This is a genomic window from Gemmobacter lanyuensis, assembly GCF_014652355.1.
GTDB lineage: Bacteria > Pseudomonadota > Alphaproteobacteria > Rhodobacterales > Rhodobacteraceae > Gemmobacter > Gemmobacter lanyuensis.
Genome location: NZ_BMYQ01000015.1, coordinates 1 through 20181, shown reverse-complemented (window position 1 = coordinate 20181; position 20181 = coordinate 1). Strand labels below are relative to the sequence as shown.

Sequence of the window (20181 nt, the reverse complement as noted above, 5' to 3'; positions counted from 1 at the left end):
CGTCAGTAGTTTGCGGCGATGAGGTCGTCTAAGCGGGTCGCACCCAGATCCTCGATCACCATATGGCGGGCCCGGTTGATACGGCTTTTTACGGTGCCGATGGCGCAGCCGCAGATCTCGGCCACATCCTGATAGCTTTCCCCCATCAGAAACACGAGGATCAGCGCCTCGCGGTATTGGGGGGGCAGACGCTCGATTGCGGCCATGACCCGGTTGCCCGCGATATGGGCGTCGTGCTTGGGAAAAGAGACGAGAGTCCCCGACACGCAATCGGCATTGCCCACGGGTTCGCGCGTGCGCTTGACGACGCGGGTCAGGAAAGAATTCCGCATGATGGTGAAAAGCCAGGCCCGCAAATTGGTTCCCGGCTGAAAGCTCGAGACATTTGCCAAAGCCTTCATCAAGGTTTCCTGGACAAGGTCATCCACCTCATCCGTCCCCCGCATCAGATTGCGCGCATATATGCGCAGCGCGGGGATCATCTCGATCAGTTCGTCGGTGGTATTGGCAGGTTGCTGTGGGTCACTCTCATGCGCCGTGGACATGCCCGGTCTCCCTCCCCCTGGTGCCGAAGTTTGCAAAACAAAACGGTGGGGCAGAAAAACGGTTCCCGGTTTTTCACCCTATGGGCGAGTTGTCGCTGCCCGGGACGTCATCTGTCGGCTTCGGCGCGGTTTGCGCGCGCCGCTGTTCCTCGAGCGCGCGACCCAGCTCTGCCGCAAGGTGGCGCAGGCGGTCGGGGACGGGTTCTGCGGCCACGGCATCCAGCAGGGCCTGCGCGGCCGCTCGAAGGCGGGCCTCCTCCTCCGAAGCTCGGTCTGAGGGTTCCTCGGGAAAAGGAATGACCGAGTTGTTCATGCGCTTTGGTCCAGATCTGTAAGTCACAGATCCGATCTTACGCGACAAGCGCCCGGGAACATAGCCTCTTTCGCGTGATTGGGTGGGGCCGGGCCGCGCGGGCAGCCCGGCCGACCGTTCAGTTTTCTTTGGTCCGGGCTTTCTGGGCAGTGTTCTGGCCCGACTGGCCGGTGCTGCCTGTCCCCGCAGAATCGCGGACCCGCAGATTGTTCTGCACATGGGTCACACCCGAGCAGCGTTCGACACAGTCCTCCGCAGCCCGGCGGGCTTCCCGCGAGGAAACCGTACCTTCCAGCGATACCTCGCCGCCCGAAACCTCGATGGAAATTTCGGAAGCGTCGATCATGTCGTCGTCGCTGAGACGGTCGCTCACATCTTCGCGGATGCGGTCATCCGACCGGGTATAGCCCTTTGGCCCCTTGCCGCGGTGGGGTCCGGCTTCGCGCTGCGGCTGCAAACCTGCGCCCTGCCCCATCCCGCCCGCAAAGCGACCGCCCGATGACCAGGGATCAGCATCCCAACCGCCATAAGACGACCCCGCCGACTGGCTGCCACGCAAGCCGCCCGACATGCCATACCCATAGGAACCGCCTCCCGACTGGCCGGGGCCACGCTCGCGATCAAGACCGCCGTAATTGCCGGGGTCCCATTCGCGACGGCGCATATCGCCCATTTCACGGCTGCCACCCTGCCAGCCGCGGTTCTGCCGGTCGCCACCTTGGCCGTCACGGCTTTGGCCTTCCCGGCTCTGCCAATCGCGACCGCGATCTTCGTCCTGATCCCACATGCGCCGCTCGTCGCGGCCACGGTCCCCGAAGCGATAGTCGCGCTCGTCATCGTCCTCGCGGTAACGGTCCGACATGCGCGGCTCGTCGCCGCGGCGCGATGACCAGCGGCCCTGCGGATATTCGTTCCGGTCATCCGATCTGTTCGCCATGACACTCTCCTTGTCGTTGCGGGTGACCGCAGCTCCATGCCGCGATCAGACCGTCAAACCGACCTTGGGCCGCAATGTTCCCGCCCCAAAAGCCGCGTGGCAATGCATCCGCAGCGGAACATTTGCGCGGCACGCCAGTTGAACCCGCCGTCCCATCCCCTTCTGTTCAGGAGATTACACATGCCGAACAAGAGCTTGGCTTACCTGCTTCTGGCGACACTGGCCGCCCCTTCCGCGGTCTTGGCGCAAGACAGCACCCTGCCCGCAGCCCCGGATGCCGCGACCGCAGACAGCACAACAATGGCGGGCACGGCCCCCGATTGCGAAGGTGAATTCACCACGCTGGATGCCGATGCCAACGGCTATCTGAGCGAGGCGGAATCCCCGCGTGACCATGCCCGCGCCTCGGTGGACGGGGTCGCCGCCGGGTCTGACGGACTGGATCGTGACCAGTTCCTGCAGCTCTGCAACGCCCCGGCCTGGGCCGAGGACACGCCTGAAGCCGGGGCGCCCTTCGAAGGGGCGAACAGCTTCACCGAAGAACAGGCGCAGGAACGCGCAATTGCCTGGAATGTCACGGATGTTTCGGCGCTGACCAAGGATGACCAGGGCATCTGGCGCGGCACCGGCATGGTTGGTGGCAAAGCCGTCTCGGTTGCCATCGACTACAAGGGCAACGTCGTCACCACCCCCGCAACGAACTGAGGATGGAACAGAACATGGCTGTCATCACACGCGTATATGAAGACTTTACCGCAGCCGCTCGGGCGCGGTCGGCGCTCCAGGCGTTGAACAACCCGCGCATCGAGGTGGGGATGCTGGGGGATGAACGCCTCCGCTCCCATTACGACACCTACGATTCGACGATGGATGCGACCGACGCCGAAACATCCGGCGCGGCGACCGGGGCCGGGGTCGGGGCTGTCGCTGGCGGCGGCGCCGGGCTTCTGGCGGGTCTGGGCATGATCGCCATTCCGGGGATCGGCCCGCTGGTCGCAGCGGGCTGGCTGGCTGCGACGGCGGTCGGGGCGGTCGGGGGCGCCGTGGTTGGCGGCACCATCGGGGCACTGACCGACCTTGGCATCAGCGATGAAGATGCGCCGGTCTTTGACGAAGCTATGCGGCGTGGCAATGTGGCCCTGACGGTGCGCTTTCCCGAAGAGCTGCGCCCAACGGTTACGGCGACGCTTGATCAGGTGGCGTCGGTCGGGTTCGGCGACCTGCGTAGCCGCTTTGAAAGCGATGGCTGGCGCTATGACGATGCGCTGACCGAACGTCAGGCGCGCCTGCGGACCCCGCCGCCGATGTGAGGACGAGAGGCCGTGCCCAGAGGGCACGGCCTCTGCGGACATCGGAAAAGGCCAGCCGCGGGGCTGGCCTTTTTTATGGCATCGCTTTTTAGGGCATCTTGGCGTCAGGCGCGGCGCCAATAGGAATGATCACGCAACCAGCGGAACAGACCACCATTCCAACCTGCCTGACCGGCCCGACGCGGGCGCAGCCATACCCAGTTAGCAAGGGCTGCGGGCAAGCCGATGACCAGACCTGCCACCCCAGACCAGAAAAAGGTCGTGCTGGAATAAAACCCCATCGCCAGACCGAAAATCAGGGCTGCGCCCGCGATGGACGCGACCCAGATCGCGACCAGGAACACACGAAGCCAGGGAATCATGTCGACATCCAATCCATTGCCTCTGACCGGGATGAACCCGGTCGCGGGGCGGAATGTTCCTGCCAGCAGGGCTTTGTATCAGCGGTATTTGGGGGCTGCGATCGCGGGGGCCCAACCGTCCGTGCCGCAATTCGGACAGTGGGACGCGGCGTCATCCATTTGCCCGCAATTGACACAGCAACGGGCCTGATCCGGGCTGCAATCGGCCGGCACGCATTCGACCGGCGGCACGATGCGAAGGCCGGGCTGCGGTGGATCAGCAGCAAAAACCGACAGCGCGCCCGAAGTTTCCATATAGGCACATCGGACCGATCCAAGGTTTTCGACCCCTTTCAACCGCAAAAGTTCCATCAACTCCAGATTGCCGATCTGGCGTGTGCCGCGCGCAGACATGTGGATGACACCGTCGCGCAGCACCTCGACCGGCTGGCCATCAAAAATGCCCTTGGCCGGACGGAACAGGCGGATCGCCTGATCAACCAGCTTGTCGATGGCAATGATCACGAAAATCACCAGCATCGCATGCACAAGAGGAACGTCCGGATAGAACAGGCTGTCCCCCACCGCCGATCCCAGCGCGATGACCAGCAAAAATTCGACCAGCGACAGCTGCGAGATGCTGCGCCCCCCGATCCAGCGCAACAAGAGCATCGTCCAGGGCCAGATCACGGCAATTCGGAACAGGATCTCGGCCAGAAACAGGGGGGGCTGATCGCCCAGCACCATGCGCTGCAGATCAAAGGGCACGACCGTTTCCATGGCAACCTCTGGTTTTGGGAAGGACCCGGGGAAACGCCGCGTCGGCGGCGAATGTTCCCGCTAGCGCGCTTGGCGCGGAACATTCCCCCCCATCGGCGGATTGGATGCTGAAAGCCATGTCCCAGGAGGCCATCATGCCCAACGAACCCAAACCCGCCGCCGAGAAACGCGCCCCCCTGTCGACCCCGCGCCAGAACGCGCAGGACGATCACGAAGGATCGCCCCACACACCGGCCGAGTTTCGCAAGGGAAACCCGCAGCCCCCCGAAAATGTGCAGGGCGCTGCCGAGGAGGGGTTTTTCGGAAGCCGCGCCTGGGAAGCAACCAGCCGCGCCGAACAGGATGCCGAACGCGGGCCAACCGCACCGGGGCCGACGCGCGAAGAACGGCGCGTCACCCCCGCCGAGGTGGCGCGCCATGCCACGGCCCAGGGGACCGACAGCCCCGCCATTCCACGGGGGCGCAACCCGGATAGCGCCATGTGCGAAGACCGCCAGCACCCCGGCCGGATCGACAAGGGCAACGACTGCTGAGGCCCACCGCACGGCAGTTTCCGCCGACCGGTCGCAAATGCGGCAGAAAGCCCGGAACATCCCCGCCCGCCGCCTGTTGAAACGACCACATGCCCCAGACGGCATGCCCATACGGACCCCTGATCCTGGCCCCGCATCGGGGCCCAGAGGGTCCACCCGCAAGGCCCCGGCATTCGGCCCGGGCGCCTCTGAGACCGCCATTTCCTGAGGAGGAAAACATGCCCAGATACAATGACATGCCCGAACGCGACTCGCGCGGTCGCTTTGTCAGCGATGATGATCGTCGCGGCAGCAGCCGGTCCGGTGGCAGCTCGGGCAGCAACGACCGCGAACGGGATTCGCGCGGCCGCTTCATGAGCGATGAGGACAGCGGCGGGCGCGGACGCTCGGGCCGCGGGGGATATGACGACCGCGATCAGCGCGGGCGCTATGAGGACGAAGACCGCGGGCGCGGCAGCCGTTCGATGGGCCGCTACGATGACGATGACCGCCGGTCGTCGCGCGGGCGGGGCGACGATTATAGCCGCGATCATGGTCAAGGCGGATGGTTCGGCGATTATGAAGGCCATTCCGAGGCTTCGCGCCGGGGCTGGGAACACCGCCGCGAGGATGACCGCGGGTCCGGTGGGCGTTCGTCCAGCCGCTATGACGATGATGACCGCCGGTCGTCGCGCGGGCGGGGCGACGATTATAGCCGCGATCATGGTCAAGGCGGATGGTTCGGCGATCCGGAAGGCCATTCCGAAGCCTCGCGCCGCGGTTGGGAAAACCGCCGTGACGATGATCGCGGGTCGGGTAGCCGGTCGTCCAGCCGGTATGAGGACGATGACCGCCGGTCGTCGCGCGGGCGCGGTCGTGACGATGATTATGGCCGCGACCATGGCCAAGGCGGCTGGTTCGGGGACTCGGAAGGTCATTCCGAGGCCTCGCGCCGCGGCTGGGAAAACCGCCGCCGGTGAGGGGGCAAAAGGGGGCAGCGGCGCTTTGCGCCCCTGCCCTCCGCTTCCCGTCTTTCTTGTCGCCCCGCGCGATGCTTGCCCGAAGGAACAGTCAATGGACGAACTCCGCAATCACTACATCGCTTGGCTGCGCGATGCCCATGCCATGGAGGAACAAGCGCTTACGATGATGAAAGGGATGCTTTCGCGGCTTGAGCATTATCCCGACCTCAGCGCGCGCATCGAACAGCATATCGCGGAAACGCAGGAACAGGCGGCGGTGCTGCGCGGGCTTCTGGACAGCCGCGCGGCCGGAACCTCGATGGTGATGGATGCGATGGGCAAGATGGCCGCCACGGGCCAGGCCCTGAGCGGCATGTTTGCCGAGGACGAAGTCGTGAAGGGTGGCATGGCCAGCTACACTTTCGAACATATGGAGATCATCGCCTACAAGGTGCTGATCGCCACGGCGCGCCAACTGGGTGATGCCGACGCCGTCAGCCTGTTCGAGAAAAGCATGGTCGAGGAACAGAACATGGCCGACTGGCTGTTCGACCATATGGATGAAACGACGCGGGCCTTCCTTGCGCGCGATGCGGCCGATCTGCCCGCCGGTCGCTGACCGGGGCATTCGGGTCAGGCGGCCGGGGCCCTCGACGCTTCCTGAAATCTGGCCGCCATTCTGGCCCCTCCACCGCAGGATCTGCGCGGTGGGCTAGGGGCAGCTTTTGGAAATCCCTTGTCGCCACCACAGACGACACTGAAACGGAGATCAAAGTCATGAAAAACTTGCTTTTGACCACCATTCTTGCCACCGGACTGGGCGTGGCCGGTGCGATTGCACAGACGAGCGAGACCGGGACCTCGGAAACTGGAACCGCGGAAACGGGCACCACAACCATGGACGGGACCACCGCGCCGACCATCACCGCCCCCGAGGGGTTTGAGCGGCAGGACATGGCGCTGACCGCCGAAGACCTGCTGGGTGCAACCATCTATGACACCGCAGGGGATGCCATCGGCACGGTCCATGACCTTGTACTCGACAAGGCTGTATCGGGCGGCAGCGCCCCCGCGGCAACGGGCGCAGATGCGACGACAGGCAGCATGTCGGACACCTCGACCGGCACTGCGACCGACACGGCAACCGGCACTGCGGGTGATGCCCCGGCCGACGGCACCCTGACACAAGAGGGCACGGCAACGACCGGCACCGACAATGCCACCGGCACGATGGATACCGACAGCACCGCCCAGACCCCTGATGCGACCGGCACGACCGGCACCGATAGCGCGGGCGACCCGGTCCCGGGGGCCGATACCACCACGACCACCGATGGAACCGCTGGCACGTCAACCGATATGACCGCCGGCACCACGGGCGTCACCGAAGGGGCGACCACCGAAACGGCCGGAAACGCGACCCATGCCGTTCTTGATATCGGCGGTTTCCTGGGTATGGGCGAACACCGCGTGGCCGTGCCGATTGCCGACCTGCAGATCTATCGCAGCGACAGCGAAACCCGGGTTTACCTGCCCTGGACGCGCGAACAGCTCGAGGCACTTCCCACCTATGCGGCCGAGGATCCCTCGACCCTCGGCACCGCAACCAGCCCGGCCGAGAACTGACCCGAAGCCGGGCCCAGCCCGGGGGTTCCTGCCAGCGCCGTCCCCGGCGCTGGCATCCTGTTGAGCGAACAGGGCCGCAGTCCGGCGGGCATCGCCGATGGCCCCAGCATAAGGCGGATCTGCAAATGGCATATGAACGTGACAGCGATGCAAGCAACACTGAAAGCCCCGAGAACCTGCGCCAAGTGGCCCCCCGTGTGATCGACCAGCGCCAGCAGCAGATCGACCCGGCAGGGCGCCACCGCATTGATCCGGATCACCGCCCCGATACCAACACCAAGCAGCCGGGCAGCATTCCCCCCGCCCCCGAGGTCGGACGGCTGACGCCAACGTCGCAAGAGGCCCGGGTCCACGACCAGACACTTACGCGCGGGGCCGGGGGCGAATGGCACCAGACCGCCACCGATCAGGACGTTCTGACCACGGCGCAGGGCACCCCGGTCGCCGACGACCAGAACAGCCTGAAGGTTGGTGCCCGCGGCCCGGCGCTAATCGAGGATTTCCATTTTCGCGAAAAGCTTTTTCACTTTGACCACGAACGCATCCCTGAACGGGTGGTCCATGCCCGCGGCTATGGTGCGCATGGCTATTTTGAGACGTACCAGAACCTTTCGCATCTGACCCGCGCGGACATCTTCCAACGGTCGGGCGAAATCACCCCGGTCTTTGTGCGCTTTTCAACGGTCGCGGGGTCCAAAGGCTCATTTGATCTGGCGCGGGATGTGCGGGGCTTTGCGGTCAAATTTTACACGCGTGAAGGAAACTGGGATCTGGTCGGCAACAATATTCCGGTTTTCTTTATCCAGGATGCGATCAAGTTTCCCGACATGGTCCATGCGGTAAAGCCTGAACCCGACCGCGCCTTCCCGCAGGCGCAATCGGCACATGACAATTTCTGGGATTTCATCTCGCTGACGCCGGAATCGATGCATATGATCATGTGGATCATGTCCGACCGAGCCATTCCGCGATCCTTCCGCTTCATGGAAGGTTTCGGGGTTCACACGTTCCGGCTGGTGGATGCCGAAGATCGGTCGACCTTCGTGAAATTCCTGTGGAAACCCAAGCTGGGCCTGCAATCGGTCCTGTGGAATGAGGCCGTCAAGATCAATGGCGCAGACCCCGATTTCCACCGCCGCGATCTTTGGTCGGCAATCCAGAGCGGGAATTTCCCCGAATGGGAACTGCAGATGCAGCTTTTTGATCAGGACTTTGCCGACAGCTTCGATTTCGACGTTCTGGACCCCACGAAGCTCATCCCGGAAGAGATCTTACCCCCCCTCCCGGTGGGGCGGATGGTGCTGGACCGGATGCCGGACAACTTTTTCGCGGAAACCGAACAGATCGCCTTCATGACGCAGAATGTGCCGCCCGGCATCGATTTTTCCGATGATCCGCTGCTGCAGGGGCGCAACTTTTCCTATCTCGACACACAGCTCAAACGGTTGGGCAGCCCCAATTTCACGCATCTGCCCATCAATGCGCCGAAATGCCCCTTCGCGCATTTCCAGCAGGATGGCCACATGGCGATGCACAACCCGCGGGGTCGGGTGAATTACCAGCCCAATTCCTGGGGCCGTGGCCCGCGCGAAGACCCGAGGCGCGGTCACCGCAGCCACGCGACCGAGCCGACCGGGCCGAAGCAACGCCTGCGCCCCGAAAGCTTTGCCGACCACTACAGTCAGGCCCGACAGTTCTACCGCAGCCAGACGCCAATCGAACAGCGCCATATCATCGACGCCCTCACCTTCGAGCTGTCGAAATGCGAAATGCCCATGATCCGGATCAGGATGGTGGCCCATCTGATGCAGATCGACCGTGCCATGGCCGAAATGGTGGCAGAAAAGCTGGGCATCGACAGCATGCCACATCCGGCCGATGCCGCCCTGCCCGCACAGGATCTGCCGCTGTCGCCCGCGCTGAGCATTCTGGCCAATGGGCCGATGAACTTTGCCGGGCGCAAGCTGGGCGTGCTGGTCTGCGACGGGATCGAAACGGCCCTCCTGCACGATCTGCAGGCCACATTTCAGGCGGAAGGCGCGGTCGTGGAAATCATCGCCCCCAAAGTCGGCGGGGCGCGGGCGGCGGATGGGACCATGATCCCGGCCCATCACATGATCGACGGCGCGCCGTCGGTTCTCTTTGATGCGGTGGCGCTGCTGCTGGATGCCGATGGCGCGGCGATGCTGGCCAAAAGTCTGCCCGCCCGCGATTTCGTGAGCGACGCTTTCGCCCATTGCAAGATCATGGGCTTTACACCGGGGGCCACACCTCTGCTGGTGTCGCAGGGCATTCAGACTGGGGCCGATGACGGGATGATCCCGCTCGACGGCACCAATGCGGGCGATTTTCTGCGGGCCTGCCGCAAGCTGCGGCAATGGACCCGGACCCTTGTGATCAAAAGCTGACGCCCGATGATGCTGCACGGCCTGCGCCATGGCCCGCCGGGTCCGGACTGCCTGCATCTCTGTGTCGACATGCAGCGCCTGTTCGGCCCCGGATACACCTGGTCCATGGCCTGGTTCCAGCGGATCCTGCCCGCGGTCACGGCCCTTGTGGGCCATGATCCGGCACGGACCATCTTTACCCGCTTCATTCCGCCCCTGACCGCCAGCGACCTGCCGGGCAGCTGGCAGCGCTATTACCGCAAGTGGGAGCGGGTCACCCGCAGCCATCTGCCGGATGCGGCGCTGAACCTCGCGCCGCCGCTTGATGCGTTCGTGCCCCCGGCGCGGATCGTGGACAAGATGGTCTACTCTCCCTGGTTCGCGCCCGATCTGGATCGAATGATCGGACGCGGCCGGGTCGATACCCTGATCGTCAGCGGGGGAGAGACAGATCAATGCGTGCTGGCCACGGTCCTTGGCGCCGTGGATCGCGGCTTTCGGGTGATCCTTGTCAGCGATGCGCTATGCAGCGCGTCGGATGAAACGCATGATGCGTTGATGATGCTCTATGCCCGGCGCTTCGACACGCAGATCGAGCTGGCCACCACGGCCGAGGTGCTGGCTGACTGGCCCCGCCCCTAGGCCGGGAGCCGAAGATCCGGCAGGACAGCGCGGCCGAAGACCTCCAGAAAGGCCCGCTGATTGCGGCCGACGCAATGCAGGTGGACGACATCCCCGATTTCGGCCAATGCGGCGATCCGTGCGGCGTGCCAGCCCGGATCAGCGGAAATCGCAAGCGCCATGCGCAGGTGATCGTCGCTGACCAATGCGCCCAGCCGATCGAAATCGGCCGGGCGGCGCAGGTCCCAGTTCACCTCGCCCCCTGCCAGAACAGGGGCCCATTGGTCGCGGGCCTGCGACAGGGCAGCGGCTTCTGTCTGGTCCCATGACAGGGCGTGCTGGATATGGACGGGCTTGCCCGCCCCCCCCGCCTCCCGGAAGGCATCGACCACCGCGGCCACCTGATCGGGCGTCCCGCCCACGGTCAGCAAACCGTCCGCCCAAGCCCCGACTTCGGCCGCCGTTTCAGGCGTCACGGCAGCCCCAAAAAGCGGAACCGGCTGGTCCGGCAGTGTCCAGAGCCGCGCCTCGACCACGGTGACGCGGCCACGGTGGGTCACTTCCTCACCGGCCAGCAGGGCGCGGATGATGGCGACACATTCCCGCAGCCGGGCATTGCGTTCGGGCTTGTCAGGCCAATAGCGGCCAAGGATGGCCTCGTTGATCGCCTCGCCGCTGCCAAGCGCAAGCCAGAAACGTCCGGGAAACATCTGGGCCAGCGTGGCGGCGGCCTGTGCCACAAGGGCCGGGTGATAGCGCCAGCCCGGTGCGGTGATCAGCCCCATGGGCAGACGACAGGCCTGCAATGCGGCGCCCATCCAGCTCCAGGCAAAGCCCGACTGGCCCTGCGCCGCAGACCAGGGATGAAAATGGTCCGAAGATTTGGCGGCCTCAAAACCTGCCTCCTCTGCCAGGCAAAGAAGTTCAAGCAGATCGCGGGGCGAAAACTGTTCCTGCGAGGCATGATAACCGATGCGGGCCATGGTCGTTCCTGTCTGAAAGGGGGCGTGCGCAGACCGGGCCGTCCCCGGCGCGCAAATGACCTGAACCCAGAAAGGAACAATCTGTTCCACCGGAACAATTCCGCGTTACCACGGTTTGAACCGGGTGGTCGTGCCCTGAAGCATGGCCCTTTCAATATCCGGAGGATCGTCATGCACAGCATCATTTATCTGGTCGGCCTTGTCGTGGTCGTGCTTGCGCTTCTGTCCTTCCTTGGCATCCGCTGAGGAGCAAGACAGATGGAACGCAGCGAAACAGTGACCAAAACAATCGTGCCGGGTTCGGCGCAAACCGCCCCTTACGTGGATTGGGCGGCCATTCTGGCAGGGGCTGTCATCGCAACCGCGCTTGCAAGTCTTGCCGTGCCCTTTGGTGCGGCGCTGGGGCTGTCGGCCATTTCCGCCGAACGTGGGGAAGGATCGTTCGATGTGGGTGTCATCCTGACGGGGCTCTGGCTGGTGATCAGCACCATGGCCAGCTATCTGGTGGGCGGATATGTCGCCGGACGGATGCGCCGCCGGGGTGACACCGCCTCGACGGACGAGATCATGGCCCGCGACGGGGTGAATGGCCTTGTTGTCTGGGGGCTGGGCATTCTTGTCACCGCCTGGATGGCTGCCGGGGCCCTGGGCACTGCGGCCACCACGGCCGGTCAGGCGGTCGGCGGGGCGGCAAGCGGCGTGGTCGAGGCCGCGGGCAATGCACTGGGCGCGGCGGCACAGGGCGCAGCGGCCACCCTGGACGGCGACGATGGCGAAGCGGCGATTGACTGGATCAGCGATCAGCTTTTGCGCCCGGATCTGGCCCAAGACACGCCACCCACGACCGAACCTGCAGCGACTACCGACCGGCGCGAGCTTGCCCGGCAAAGCGCAGCCATTCTTGCGCGGACCGCAGCCACAGGACAGATCACCGAACCCGACCGCCTGTGGCTGGTCGCCGCCACCAGCCGACTGACCGGTCTGTCGAGGCCCGAGGCCGAAACCCGCGCGAATGAAGCGATCACCGCCGCCCAGAGCCTGCGCAGCGACATGCAGCGCAAGGCCGAAGAGGCCGAGGTGAAGGCCCGCGATGCGGCAGAAACGGCGCGGATCGGCACAATACTTACGGCGTTCATCCTGACGGCAGCGGCGCTTGCGGCGGCAGCGGCCAGTACCGCGGGCGCCGTGCGGGGCGGGCGGCACCGCGATCAGGGGCGGTTTTATTCCGGCTTCAGCTACCGCGTCTGACCGATAGGTAAGGCAAAGGGCGCATCCCTTGCGGGATGCGCCCTTTCCGTTTGTCCACCGCAATCAGAGCCGGGACAGCAAGACCTGAACGCTTTGCCGCGGCAGGAACAGGGTTCCTGCAAAGGTGGCATCACAGGACACGGGATCGGCCGCCGTGTCGATCACATGCTGCCAGTCGCCCGCAGGCAGGGCAAATTCGGCATCGCCGGCCGCATTGAACAGCATCAGGATGCGGCCGCGCTGCGGGTGATCAAGCTCCAGCCCCAAAAGATGCAGCGCCTCGTCCTGCCAGTCGGCCTCGGACATGCCCTCGCCTCTGGGATGAAGCCAGCGGAGCTTGGGGCGACCTTCGTCATCATCGCGGCCAAAGCGCGGATGCGCCAGGCTTTCGCCTGCCCCGGCCCGGAAGGCCAGCAGATCCCGCAGCGCGGCGACAAGCTCATGGCGCATCCTGTCCCAATGCAGCCAACTGATGTCGTTATCCTGGCAGTAGGCATTGTTGTTGCCATCCTGACTGCGGCCGAATTCATCGCCTGCCTGCACCATCGGTACCCCCTGTGACAGCACCAGCGTTGCCAGCATGGCCTTGGCCCGACGCAGCCGACGCGCAGTCAGATCCGCATCGTCGGTTTCGCCTTCGACCCCCATGCTGTCGGAGTAATTCGCCCCGTGACCATCGGCACCATCTTCACCATTGGCCGCATTGCGGGGCGCGTCATAAGACAGCAGATCCCACAGGGTGAACCCGTCATGGGCGGCGATGAAATTCACGGAACTGGTCGCGGGGCGGTGGGAATGGTCGAATTGGACCGGCGACCCCGCCAGCCGCTGCGACAGGCGGGGCACCATGCCCTGGTCCCCGCGCCAGAACTTGCGCAGATCATCACGGCACTTGTCGTTCCATTCGCGGAACGGCCAGGGAAAGCCCCCAAGCTGATACCCGCCGGTGCCGATATCCCAGGGTTCCGCGATCAGTTTGACGCGGCTCAGCACCGGGTCTTGCAGGACGGTTGCGAAGAAGGCCGCGCGCTGGTCGAACCCTGTCGGCCCCCGCCCGAGGGTCGAGGCCAGATCAAAGCGGAATCCGTCGACATGCATGGCCTGCACCCAGTAACGCAGACTATCAAGCACCATCCGCATGACCATCGGATGTGCAAGATCAAGGCCGTTTCCCGTGCCCGTCGGATCATAGCAATAGCGCCGCTCCGGCATCAGCATATAGTATGAGGCATTGTCGATCCCCCGGAACGATAGGGTCGGCCCCTGTTCATTGCCCTCGGCGGTGTGGTTGTAGACCACATCGAGGATCACCTCGATTCCGGCAGCATGCAGCCGCTTGATCGCAGCCTTCATCTCGCGCACCTGACCCGTTCTCAGATAGGCCGCATGCGGGGCAAAGAAGGAAAGCGTATTATAGCCCCAATAATTCCGCAGCCCCTTTTGCAGCAGATGGCGATCCTGCACAAAGGCATGAACCGGCAAAAGCTCGACCGTCGTGACCCCAAGGTCTTTCAGATGGGCAATCACCGCATCGGACCCCAGTCCGGAAAAGGTGCCGCGCGCAGCCTCGGGCACATCGGGGTGAAGCATGGTCAGGCCGCGCAGATGCGCCTCGTAGATCACGGTCTGTTCCCAGGGGTGGCACAGGGCGCGGTCGGCCTCCCAGTCGAAGGTCGGATCACTGACCACCGATTTCGGCATGAAGGGTGCACTGTCCCGGGCATCGCGCGTCAGATCATCCTGCCCGATGACATATCCGAACAGAGCATCGTCCCAGATCAGATCGCCGCTGATTTCGCGGGCATTGGGATCAAGCAGCAGCTTGGCCGGGTTGAAGCGGTGGCCCTCTTCCGGCGCCCAAGGACCATGGACGCGATAGCCGTATCGCGTTCCGGGCCCGACTCCCCGCAGATAGCCATGCCAGATGCCGCCCGCCATATCCGGCAGATCGGCGGAAAAGGTCTGATGGGTGCCGCTGTCATCAAAAAGCACCAGCTCCACCCGTTCGGCATGATCGGAGAAGAGCGCGAAATTCGTGCCCTCCCCGTCGTATTCTGCGCCGATGGTATGGTTGGAACTGCGCGCCCGATCAAAGCTGCGGGGCAGATGGGTGCCATCCATTTCAGCTTCCCTGCGTTTGCGCCGTGGACAACGGATAGAAAGGCAGCTGGCAGGGCCGCTGCTGTTCGGCGCGTCGCCGGGCCAACATGGACTGCGTGACCAGCACTGTTCCACCAGGAGTCACACGGAACCAGCGGCGGTCTTCGTCGGGATCCTCACCGATGACCATCCCGTCGGGGATCATCGCGCCGGGCGCCAGAATGGTCTGACGCACCCGTGCCCGCCGCCCCAGATGCGCCCCGGGCAAAAGGACATTCCCCTGCCCGGCCGCACGGCGCACCTCGCGCCCCGGCAGATGTGCAGAGGCGGGCACAAGAAGGGGCGGTGTTCCGGTCGCAAGAAAATCCAGCTGGGCCAGTCGGTAACTGTCCAGCGTGCCCACATCGCGCCAGTAAAAGTCGGCCCCGGTGCGATGAACCTGCACCACCCCCTGCGCCACCGCCTCGGGCAGGACGTCCTGACCGAAGTCATCCATGTCGGTACGACGGAGCAGGTCACTCAGCCAGAGCCGGTCGATCACATAGATCCCCATGCTGACCAGCGCATGGGTGGGGCGGTCGGCAATGGGCTGGGGATGGCGCGGCTTTTCGTCAAAGGCCGTGACACGCCCTGCCGCATCCGCGGTCAAAACGCCGAAACGCCCGGCCTGCGCCAAGGGGATTTCATCCACCGCGACCGTCAGCTTTGCGCCGCTTTCGCGGTGGCGATGCAGCATGGCGCGGTAATCCATCTGATAGACATGATCAGCCGATAGGACGAGAACCTCATCCGCGCCGCTGGCGGTCAGATCGGGCAGATGCGCCCGCACGGCATCGGCAGTGCCCCGATAGCCCCCCGGCTGCACCGACATCCCGTCGTACAGCGCCAGCCCTGCGGGGAATTGCGGCCCCCAGACCGCCCGCAGATGGCGGGCCAAAAGCTGGGGGCGATACTGTAGGGCGACCAGCATCTGCCGAAGCCCCGACCGCGCCGCATTGGCCATGGTGAAATCCACCAGCCGGGCCCCGGCAAAGGGAACAGCCGGCTTGCAATCCATCGCGGTCAGCTCATGCAACCTCGACCCTTGGCCACCGGCGAGTAGAACACAGAAGGTAGGGGAAGTCTGCGATTGCATGCGATGCCTCCTTTGCGACAAAGAGGTAATCGCCCACCGGCCATTTTGTTCCCGCAGCATCGCCACAGCGCAGGCGCAGAAAACGAAGAGCGCATATACGCGGAAACCAGCCGCCCGGATCACCCAAAGGTTGTGGTTTCACCCCCACCGGCCCATATTGCCAGCGTCACCATCTGCCCAAAGATATTTGCTTCACCGGGGGCCGCAGGTTGACCGCGCCCCGCCCTTTGAACGGAAAGGAACGACGGATGCAGCAACTGGCTGGCCGGCGTATTCTCATCGCCGAAGACAACCTTCTGTCGGCGCAGCAGCTTGCAGAACATTTCCGAAGCGCTAGGGCCATCGTGCTGGGTCCGTGCCTGACATTGGCGGCCGCCGAACGGCAGGCACCGGGGGCCGATCTGGCGATCCTGGGCCTCGATCTTCGGGGCGAGCAGGTTTTCGATCTTGCCGATCAGCTGCGCCGGTCGCGGGTCCCGTTCGTCTTCTATTCCGCGCTGGACCTGTCACAGATCCCCCTGCGCTTTGCTGATGTGCATCGGCTGGAAAAACCGGTGGCGGGGAATGAGACGCTGGAAGTCGTGCTGCAGGAACTGGGCCGCGCCGAATTGACGATCGAGGCGATGCTGCCCTGGCTGCGCCTTTCCGCCCGCCTGATGATGGCCGATGCCAATGCCGCCGACCGCCTTGTCGAAGCGGCGCTGCAGCTGGCGCTCGATCATCCGCGCCCGCTGTCGCAGGTGTCGTCGGTCGCGGCCTGGCTGCATGCCCTGATGGCGCAGGCCCTGCAGGATCGCGGCCGCGACCTTTTGAACTGACCGCTCAGTCGGCCCCGGCGGCGCGCGCCAGTTTGCCAAGCGTCTGCAGGCCAAGCTCGACCGCGCCAAAGCCCCGCGCCTCGGCGTATTCCCCGGCAGTCGAAAACACCATCCCGAGGGTTACAAGCGTTCCGTCCTCGGTATCTTCGAAACTCGCCCAGGCATCGGCATGTTTGGGGCCGTTCTCTCCCCAATGCAGGGTATAACAGATCCGATCCTGCGGAGAGATTTCGGAGTAGCGGTGGTGATTGGGAAAGACCGTCCCATCGGGTGCGATCATGTCAAAAACCCATTCGCCCCCGCTGCGCAGGTCGATCCGCGTTGTCCGGCAGGAAAACCCGTCCGGTCCCCACCATTGCGGCAACCGTTCCGAATTGACCCAGGCCCCCCAGACCAGATGGCGCGGTGCCCGGATGCGGCGCTGGATCACCATGCTGCGCTCGGCAACCTGTGCCAAGCCTGTCACTCCTGCTTCGAACCCCTCACGATAGCCCGCCTGCATGTCCTGACCGACCGAGGCAAGCTGCACCGTCACCCGCAGGTCGGTGCCCGCTGGCGCGGGCGCCAGCTCTGCCGTCACAAGGGCGGTGGACAGGGTCTGGCCCTCGCTCGACACCACCTCGGCGCAGCTGCTGCGCAAGGCGGGTTGCAGATCCAGCCATGTCACCTCGCAACGATAGGTTTCACCCCCCGGCGCATGACAGAGCGAGATTTCGCGGCCACCCCGGCGGGGATCGGTCTCCAGCACCTCGACAGCTGTATCGGCTGTGGGCGCGGCCCAGACCGCACGGGCGGCCGGCGCAGTCCAGACCTGCCAGACCGTTTCGGGCGGGGCCGCAATCTGGCGGTCAAAGGTCAGCGTGGCAAACGCGGTCATCGGATCAAGCCCTTGGCATAGCTTTCAAGCTGGGTTGCGACCGTACCCCAACCCTCAAAAAATCCCATGTCGGCATGGGCCTTGCGCGTCTCGGGGGTCCGGTGACGGGCGATGGCAGTATAGGTGGTACCGCCTTCGGGCGCATCCGACAGCAGAAGGATGGCCGTCATGAAAGGCTCGGGCACGGGTTTCCAGCCCTCGGTATAGGCATCGGTAAAGACAAGCCGTTCCTGCGACACGACCTCAAGGTAGACGCCGCGGTTGTCCATCTGCTGCCCGTCCACGTCAAAGACCGTATTGAAGCGCCCACCGACCCGCAGGTCCAGATCAACCGCCGTCACCTTGTTCGGCGCGGGGATAAAGAAATGCGGGATATGTTCGGGACGGGTCCAGCATTCCCAGACCAGCGCCCGCGGGACGGCAAGCAGGCGGGTAAAGCTCAGGTCGGTTTCAGGATCGAGATCAAGGGTCATCATTGGCGCGTTCCTTCATCAGGGTCATGACATAATCGTCAAAGCGGTCGAGGCGCACCTCCCAAATGTGACGCTGCGCATCGAGCCATGTCTGAACCGGGGCCAATGCCTCGGGGATAATGACGCAGGATCGGACACGACCGTCCTTTGCCGTCGAGATCAGACCCGCCTCTTCCAGCACCGCAAGATGGCGCAGCACGGTGGGCAGGCGCAGGCCGGTCGGCGCGGCAAGTTCCGTCACAGGCGCCGGCCCCTGGGCCAGACGCGCCAGCATCATGCGCCGCGTCGGATCGGAGAGCGCGTGAAAGATCAGCGAAAGATCGGGCTCATGCTTAGCCATACAGCTAACTATACGCGGGCCGAGATGCCGGGCAAGGAAAACTTTGCCGATCAGCTAAGTTTTTTCTGGCCGCTCTCGCTCAGGCCGATCCTCAGGGCCAGCGCGGCATGCGAAAGGACCAGCGCCTCGGCGCCATGGGCAATCAACGCGCGTCCCTGTCGGTCTTGCGACTGCGCCAGATGGCTGCCCCCCAGAAAGCCGATCACGCGCATGCCCGCCGCACGCGCCGCACGGACGCCCGCCACCGCATCTTCGACCACAAGGCAGTCCGCAGGCGGCACGCCACGTCGGGCTGCGGCATGGAACATCAGGTCCGGTGCGGGCTTGCCCATGGGCACTTCCTCGGCGCTGAAGGCTCGCCTGGCAAAGCGCGCCGCAAGGCCGAGACAATCCAGTGCCAAGGCCAAACGACCGGGCGAACTGCCCGATGCGATACAATAGTCGATCCCTGCGGCATCCAGCGCATCAAGCAGCCCGACGATCCCCGGCACCGGCAGCAATTCGCGACGGTAGCGGGCAAAAAGCCGATCGTGCCATGTGCGGCGGAACGCGTCACCCACCACTTGACCGGTTTCTGCCTGCAGCACCGCGACGATTGAGGCAAGCGAGGCACCCAGGAACCGGTCCATCAGCGTGGGCTGGTCCATCAGCAGTCCGTGTTCGGCCAAAATCCGACCCAGCTCCTCCAGCGCGATGGATTCGCTGTCGGCAATGACGCCGTCGAAATCGAAAATGACCAGCCGGATCATCCCAGCTTATCCAGGATCAAATGGCCCGTGACGTCGTCGGTGATCAGCGTGTCCACCACGCCACGCCGACAGCTGGCAATGATCGCCTCTACCTTATGCGCCCCGGCGGCGGCCAGCACGCATTGAGGCACCTGCGACAGCGAATCCAGATCAAGCCCGATCGCACAGCGGTTGATGGGATGATCGACCTCGACCCCGTCGACGGTCAGGAAATGGCCCAGCACGTCACCCACCGCCCCAGCCGCGCGCAGGTCGTCAGCCGTGATCCCCGAAGGCAGCCCCATCGACACCAGAAAGGACTTGTCGGTCACATCGCCGACCACCAGCACCGCCAGATCCAGTTTTTCCAGCTTCCTGAGATGCGTCTTGAAGACCCCCTCGGACAGGAACCCCGCCTTGTCGGTGCCAGGCGAAAGATAGATCGGCGCCGAGAACAGCGAATAGCTGGCTCCCAGCTTGTCCGCGAACCCCGAGGCGATCCCGAACGAGTTGAAGCTGCCCCCCTGCGAGGTGCCGCCGATCATCGACACGATCTCAACCCCCGGCAAGGTCATGCGGGGCAGCCGCAGGAAGGCGTTTTTCAGCGTCATCCCCCAGGACACGCCGATGGACCGCCAGCGCCCCTCACGCAGGCCGGGTTCAAGCCAGGCGGCCAGCGCTGCGCCCGCGGGCATATGGTAATCATGCGCCTCGGGATTGGCCGGGGCGCAGATCACCTCATCCAGGTTCAGCTTCTGGCGCAGCTCTTCCTGCATTTCGATCCGGGCCAGGAAGGGTGAGGTGATCTCGACCCGCACGATGCCCGCCGCCCGCGCCTCTTGCAGCGCCCGGTTCACCCGCAGCCGTGTGACCCCCATCGCCCGCGCCACCTCGGACTGGGTAAGTTCGTTCACGTAGTAATGCCAGCAAACCTCGGTGAGGAAGGCTTCGCTTTCCTCGGTGGTACCCATCGTCATGTCACATCTCCACAGGGCCGGTTGCTGCCGTCGACTCACCTTAACCTAATACAAATGCAAATCCAAATTTACATCTGCATTTTACAGTTGTGAATCATCAAAAACATTTGTATCCGGACTTCGACAGTTATTCCCTGTTTTTTGGTTTTTCGGGTGTCGGCGTTTCAG

Annotated in this window: 23 protein-coding genes; 10 read left to right on the top strand and 13 right to left on the bottom strand. The window is 64.3% G+C overall.

What is annotated here, in order from left to right:
• Positions 1-2: 2 nt before the first annotated feature.
• From IE101_RS17095 to IE101_RS17085, 3 genes are all read right to left on the bottom strand, one after another.
• Positions 3-545, bottom strand: coding sequence for a sigma-70 family RNA polymerase sigma factor (locus tag IE101_RS17095; RefSeq protein WP_189635065.1), 543 nt, complete (start codon positions 543-545; stop codon positions 3-5).
• A gap of 73 nt (positions 546-618) precedes the next feature.
• Complete coding sequence (locus IE101_RS17090; RefSeq protein WP_189635064.1) at positions 619-858, bottom strand: hypothetical protein; 240 nt, start codon at positions 856-858, stop codon at positions 619-621.
• 118 nt (positions 859-976) lie between these two features.
• Positions 977-1795 (bottom strand): BON domain-containing protein, encoded by an 819-nt coding sequence (locus IE101_RS17085; protein ID WP_229804271.1) that lies wholly within the window; start codon positions 1793-1795, stop codon positions 977-979.
• 180 nt (positions 1796-1975) lie between these two features.
• On the opposite strand from IE101_RS17085, the gene IE101_RS17080 reads away from it, so the two are divergent.
• Both IE101_RS17080 and IE101_RS17075 read left to right on the top strand, forming a co-directional pair.
• A complete protein-coding gene (locus IE101_RS17080) occupies positions 1976-2500 on the top strand; it encodes a hypothetical protein (RefSeq protein WP_189635063.1) in 525 nt (174 codons plus the stop codon).
• 14 nt (positions 2501-2514) lie between these two features.
• Positions 2515-3105: a hypothetical protein gene (locus IE101_RS17075; protein ID WP_189635062.1), complete on the top strand. Its 591-nt coding sequence runs from the start codon at positions 2515-2517 to the stop codon at positions 3103-3105.
• 104 nt (positions 3106-3209) lie between these two features.
• Here the strand turns inward: IE101_RS17075 and IE101_RS17070 are convergent, their stop codons facing one another.
• Both IE101_RS17070 and IE101_RS17065 read right to left on the bottom strand, forming a co-directional pair.
• Positions 3210-3479, bottom strand: a complete 270-nt coding sequence (locus IE101_RS17070; protein ID WP_189635061.1) for a hypothetical protein — start codon at positions 3477-3479, stop codon at positions 3210-3212.
• A gap of 66 nt (positions 3480-3545) precedes the next feature.
• On the bottom strand, positions 3546-4226 hold the full coding sequence (locus tag IE101_RS17065) for a DUF421 domain-containing protein (RefSeq protein WP_189635060.1): 681 nt from the start codon (positions 4224-4226) through the stop codon (positions 3546-3548).
• Positions 4227-4360: 134 nt separating this feature from the next.
• Here IE101_RS17065 and IE101_RS17060 point away from each other — a divergent pair, with 134 nt between their 5' ends.
• The 6 genes from IE101_RS17060 (at position 4361) to IE101_RS17035 (ending at position 10355) form a co-directional block, all read left to right on the top strand.
• A complete protein-coding gene (locus IE101_RS17060; RefSeq protein WP_189635059.1) occupies positions 4361-4759 on the top strand; it encodes a hypothetical protein in 399 nt (132 codons plus the stop codon).
• 218 nt (positions 4760-4977) lie between these two features.
• Positions 4978-5718 carry a hypothetical protein gene (locus tag IE101_RS17055; protein WP_189635058.1) on the top strand — a complete coding sequence of 247 codons (741 nt, stop codon included), beginning with the start codon at positions 4978-4980 and terminating at the stop codon, positions 5716-5718.
• Positions 5719-5812: 94 nt separating this feature from the next.
• Complete coding sequence (locus IE101_RS17050; RefSeq protein WP_189635057.1) at positions 5813-6319, top strand: ferritin-like domain-containing protein; 507 nt, start codon at positions 5813-5815, stop codon at positions 6317-6319.
• Between the two features lie 158 nt (positions 6320-6477).
• Positions 6478-7326, top strand: a complete 849-nt coding sequence (locus IE101_RS17045) for a PRC-barrel domain-containing protein (protein ID WP_189635056.1) — start codon at positions 6478-6480, stop codon at positions 7324-7326.
• A 125-nt stretch (positions 7327-7451) separates the two neighbouring features.
• Positions 7452-9734, top strand: a complete 2283-nt coding sequence (gene katE / locus IE101_RS17040) for a catalase (protein WP_189635055.1) — start codon at positions 7452-7454, stop codon at positions 9732-9734.
• 6 nt (positions 9735-9740) lie between these two features.
• Positions 9741-10355, top strand: coding sequence for a cysteine hydrolase family protein (locus IE101_RS17035; protein ID WP_229804270.1), 615 nt, complete (start codon positions 9741-9743; stop codon positions 10353-10355).
• Here IE101_RS17035 and IE101_RS17030 read toward each other — a convergent pair.
• Positions 10352-11317 (bottom strand): TIGR03885 family FMN-dependent LLM class oxidoreductase, encoded by a 966-nt coding sequence (locus IE101_RS17030; protein ID WP_189635054.1) that lies wholly within the window; start codon positions 11315-11317, stop codon positions 10352-10354. The two genes, IE101_RS17035 and IE101_RS17030, sit on opposite strands and share 4 nt — an antisense overlap.
• A gap of 258 nt (positions 11318-11575) precedes the next feature.
• Here IE101_RS17030 and IE101_RS17025 point away from each other — a divergent pair, with 258 nt between their 5' ends.
• Positions 11576-12565, top strand: coding sequence for a hypothetical protein (locus IE101_RS17025; protein WP_189635053.1), 990 nt, complete (start codon positions 11576-11578; stop codon positions 12563-12565).
• A 63-nt stretch (positions 12566-12628) separates the two neighbouring features.
• Here the strand turns inward: IE101_RS17025 and glgX are convergent, their stop codons facing one another.
• The gene (gene glgX, locus IE101_RS17020) at positions 12629-14686 is read right to left on the bottom strand and encodes a glycogen debranching protein GlgX (protein WP_189635052.1); all 2058 of its coding nucleotides are present in this window, start codon (positions 14684-14686) and stop codon (positions 12629-12631) included.
• 1 nt (position 14687) lies between these two features.
• A complete protein-coding gene (locus IE101_RS17015; protein WP_189635051.1) occupies positions 14688-15800 on the bottom strand; it encodes a sugar phosphate nucleotidyltransferase in 1113 nt (370 codons plus the stop codon).
• Positions 15801-16048: 248 nt separating this feature from the next.
• Here IE101_RS17015 and IE101_RS17010 point away from each other — a divergent pair, with 248 nt between their 5' ends.
• Positions 16049-16618 (top strand): response regulator, encoded by a 570-nt coding sequence (locus IE101_RS17010; RefSeq protein WP_189635050.1) that lies wholly within the window; start codon positions 16049-16051, stop codon positions 16616-16618.
• Between the two features lie 4 nt (positions 16619-16622).
• Here IE101_RS17010 and IE101_RS17005 read toward each other — a convergent pair whose 3' ends face one another.
• Genes IE101_RS17005 through IE101_RS16985 form a run of 5 tightly spaced genes read right to left on the bottom strand, consistent with a single transcriptional unit; the run spans position 16623 to position 20013 of the window.
• Complete coding sequence (locus tag IE101_RS17005) at positions 16623-17495, bottom strand: SRPBCC domain-containing protein (RefSeq protein ID WP_189635049.1); 873 nt, start codon at positions 17493-17495, stop codon at positions 16623-16625.
• Entirely contained in the window at positions 17492-17968 is a 477-nt protein-coding gene (locus IE101_RS17000) for an SRPBCC family protein (protein WP_189635139.1), read from the bottom strand. The genes IE101_RS17005 and IE101_RS17000 overlap by 4 nt, the downstream gene beginning before the upstream one ends.
• Positions 17958-18308, bottom strand: coding sequence for an ArsR/SmtB family transcription factor (locus IE101_RS16995; protein ID WP_189635048.1), 351 nt, complete (start codon positions 18306-18308; stop codon positions 17958-17960). Before IE101_RS16995 ends, IE101_RS17000 begins: the two co-directional genes overlap by 11 nt.
• A gap of 50 nt (positions 18309-18358) precedes the next feature.
• Positions 18359-19057, bottom strand: a complete 699-nt coding sequence (locus IE101_RS16990; protein ID WP_189635047.1) for an HAD family hydrolase — start codon at positions 19055-19057, stop codon at positions 18359-18361.
• The gene (locus tag IE101_RS16985; protein WP_229804267.1) at positions 19054-20013 is read right to left on the bottom strand and encodes a sugar-binding transcriptional regulator; all 960 of its coding nucleotides are present in this window, start codon (positions 20011-20013) and stop codon (positions 19054-19056) included. The genes IE101_RS16990 and IE101_RS16985 overlap by 4 nt, the downstream gene beginning before the upstream one ends.
• Positions 20014-20181 lie beyond the last annotated feature (168 nt).

Bases quoted from the DNA above. Each gene is read 5' to 3' on its own strand.
- IE101_RS17000 (WP_189635139.1), bottom strand. From the start codon at position 17,968: ATGACCCTTGATCTCGATCCTGAAACCGACCTGAGCTTTACCCGCCTG.
- IE101_RS17095 (WP_189635065.1), bottom strand. From the start codon at position 545: ATGTCCACGGCGCATGAGAGTGACCCACAGCAACCTGCCAATACCACC.
- IE101_RS16990 (WP_189635047.1), bottom strand. From the start codon at position 19,057: ATGATCCGGCTGGTCATTTTCGATTTCGACGGCGTCATTGCCGACAGC.
- IE101_RS17080 (WP_189635063.1), top strand. From the start codon at position 1,976: ATGCCGAACAAGAGCTTGGCTTACCTGCTTCTGGCGACACTGGCCGCC.
- IE101_RS17005 (WP_189635049.1), bottom strand. From the start codon at position 17,495: ATGACCGCGTTTGCCACGCTGACCTTTGACCGCCAGATTGCGGCCCCG.
- IE101_RS17075 (WP_189635062.1), top strand. From the start codon at position 2,515: ATGGCTGTCATCACACGCGTATATGAAGACTTTACCGCAGCCGCTCGG.
- glgX (WP_189635052.1), bottom strand. From the start codon at position 14,686: ATGGATGGCACCCATCTGCCCCGCAGCTTTGATCGGGCGCGCAGTTCC.
- IE101_RS17015 (WP_189635051.1), bottom strand. From the start codon at position 15,800: ATGCAATCGCAGACTTCCCCTACCTTCTGTGTTCTACTCGCCGGTGGC.
- IE101_RS17035 (WP_229804270.1), top strand. From the start codon at position 9,741: ATGATGCTGCACGGCCTGCGCCATGGCCCGCCGGGTCCGGACTGCCTG.
- IE101_RS17060 (WP_189635059.1), top strand. From the start codon at position 4,361: ATGCCCAACGAACCCAAACCCGCCGCCGAGAAACGCGCCCCCCTGTCG.
- IE101_RS17010 (WP_189635050.1), top strand. From the start codon at position 16,049: ATGCAGCAACTGGCTGGCCGGCGTATTCTCATCGCCGAAGACAACCTT.
- IE101_RS16985 (WP_229804267.1), bottom strand. From the start codon at position 20,013: ATGACGATGGGTACCACCGAGGAAAGCGAAGCCTTCCTCACCGAGGTT.
- IE101_RS17045 (WP_189635056.1), top strand. From the start codon at position 6,478: ATGAAAAACTTGCTTTTGACCACCATTCTTGCCACCGGACTGGGCGTG.
- IE101_RS17030 (WP_189635054.1), bottom strand. From the start codon at position 11,317: ATGGCCCGCATCGGTTATCATGCCTCGCAGGAACAGTTTTCGCCCCGC.
- IE101_RS16995 (WP_189635048.1), bottom strand. From the start codon at position 18,308: ATGGCTAAGCATGAGCCCGATCTTTCGCTGATCTTTCACGCGCTCTCC.
- IE101_RS17050 (WP_189635057.1), top strand. From the start codon at position 5,813: ATGGACGAACTCCGCAATCACTACATCGCTTGGCTGCGCGATGCCCAT.
- IE101_RS17090 (WP_189635064.1), bottom strand. From the start codon at position 858: ATGAACAACTCGGTCATTCCTTTTCCCGAGGAACCCTCAGACCGAGCT.
- IE101_RS17085 (WP_229804271.1), bottom strand. From the start codon at position 1,795: ATGGCGAACAGATCGGATGACCGGAACGAATATCCGCAGGGCCGCTGG.
- IE101_RS17025 (WP_189635053.1), top strand. From the start codon at position 11,576: ATGGAACGCAGCGAAACAGTGACCAAAACAATCGTGCCGGGTTCGGCG.
- katE (WP_189635055.1), top strand. From the start codon at position 7,452: ATGGCATATGAACGTGACAGCGATGCAAGCAACACTGAAAGCCCCGAG.
- IE101_RS17065 (WP_189635060.1), bottom strand. From the start codon at position 4,226: ATGGAAACGGTCGTGCCCTTTGATCTGCAGCGCATGGTGCTGGGCGAT.
- IE101_RS17055 (WP_189635058.1), top strand. From the start codon at position 4,978: ATGCCCAGATACAATGACATGCCCGAACGCGACTCGCGCGGTCGCTTT.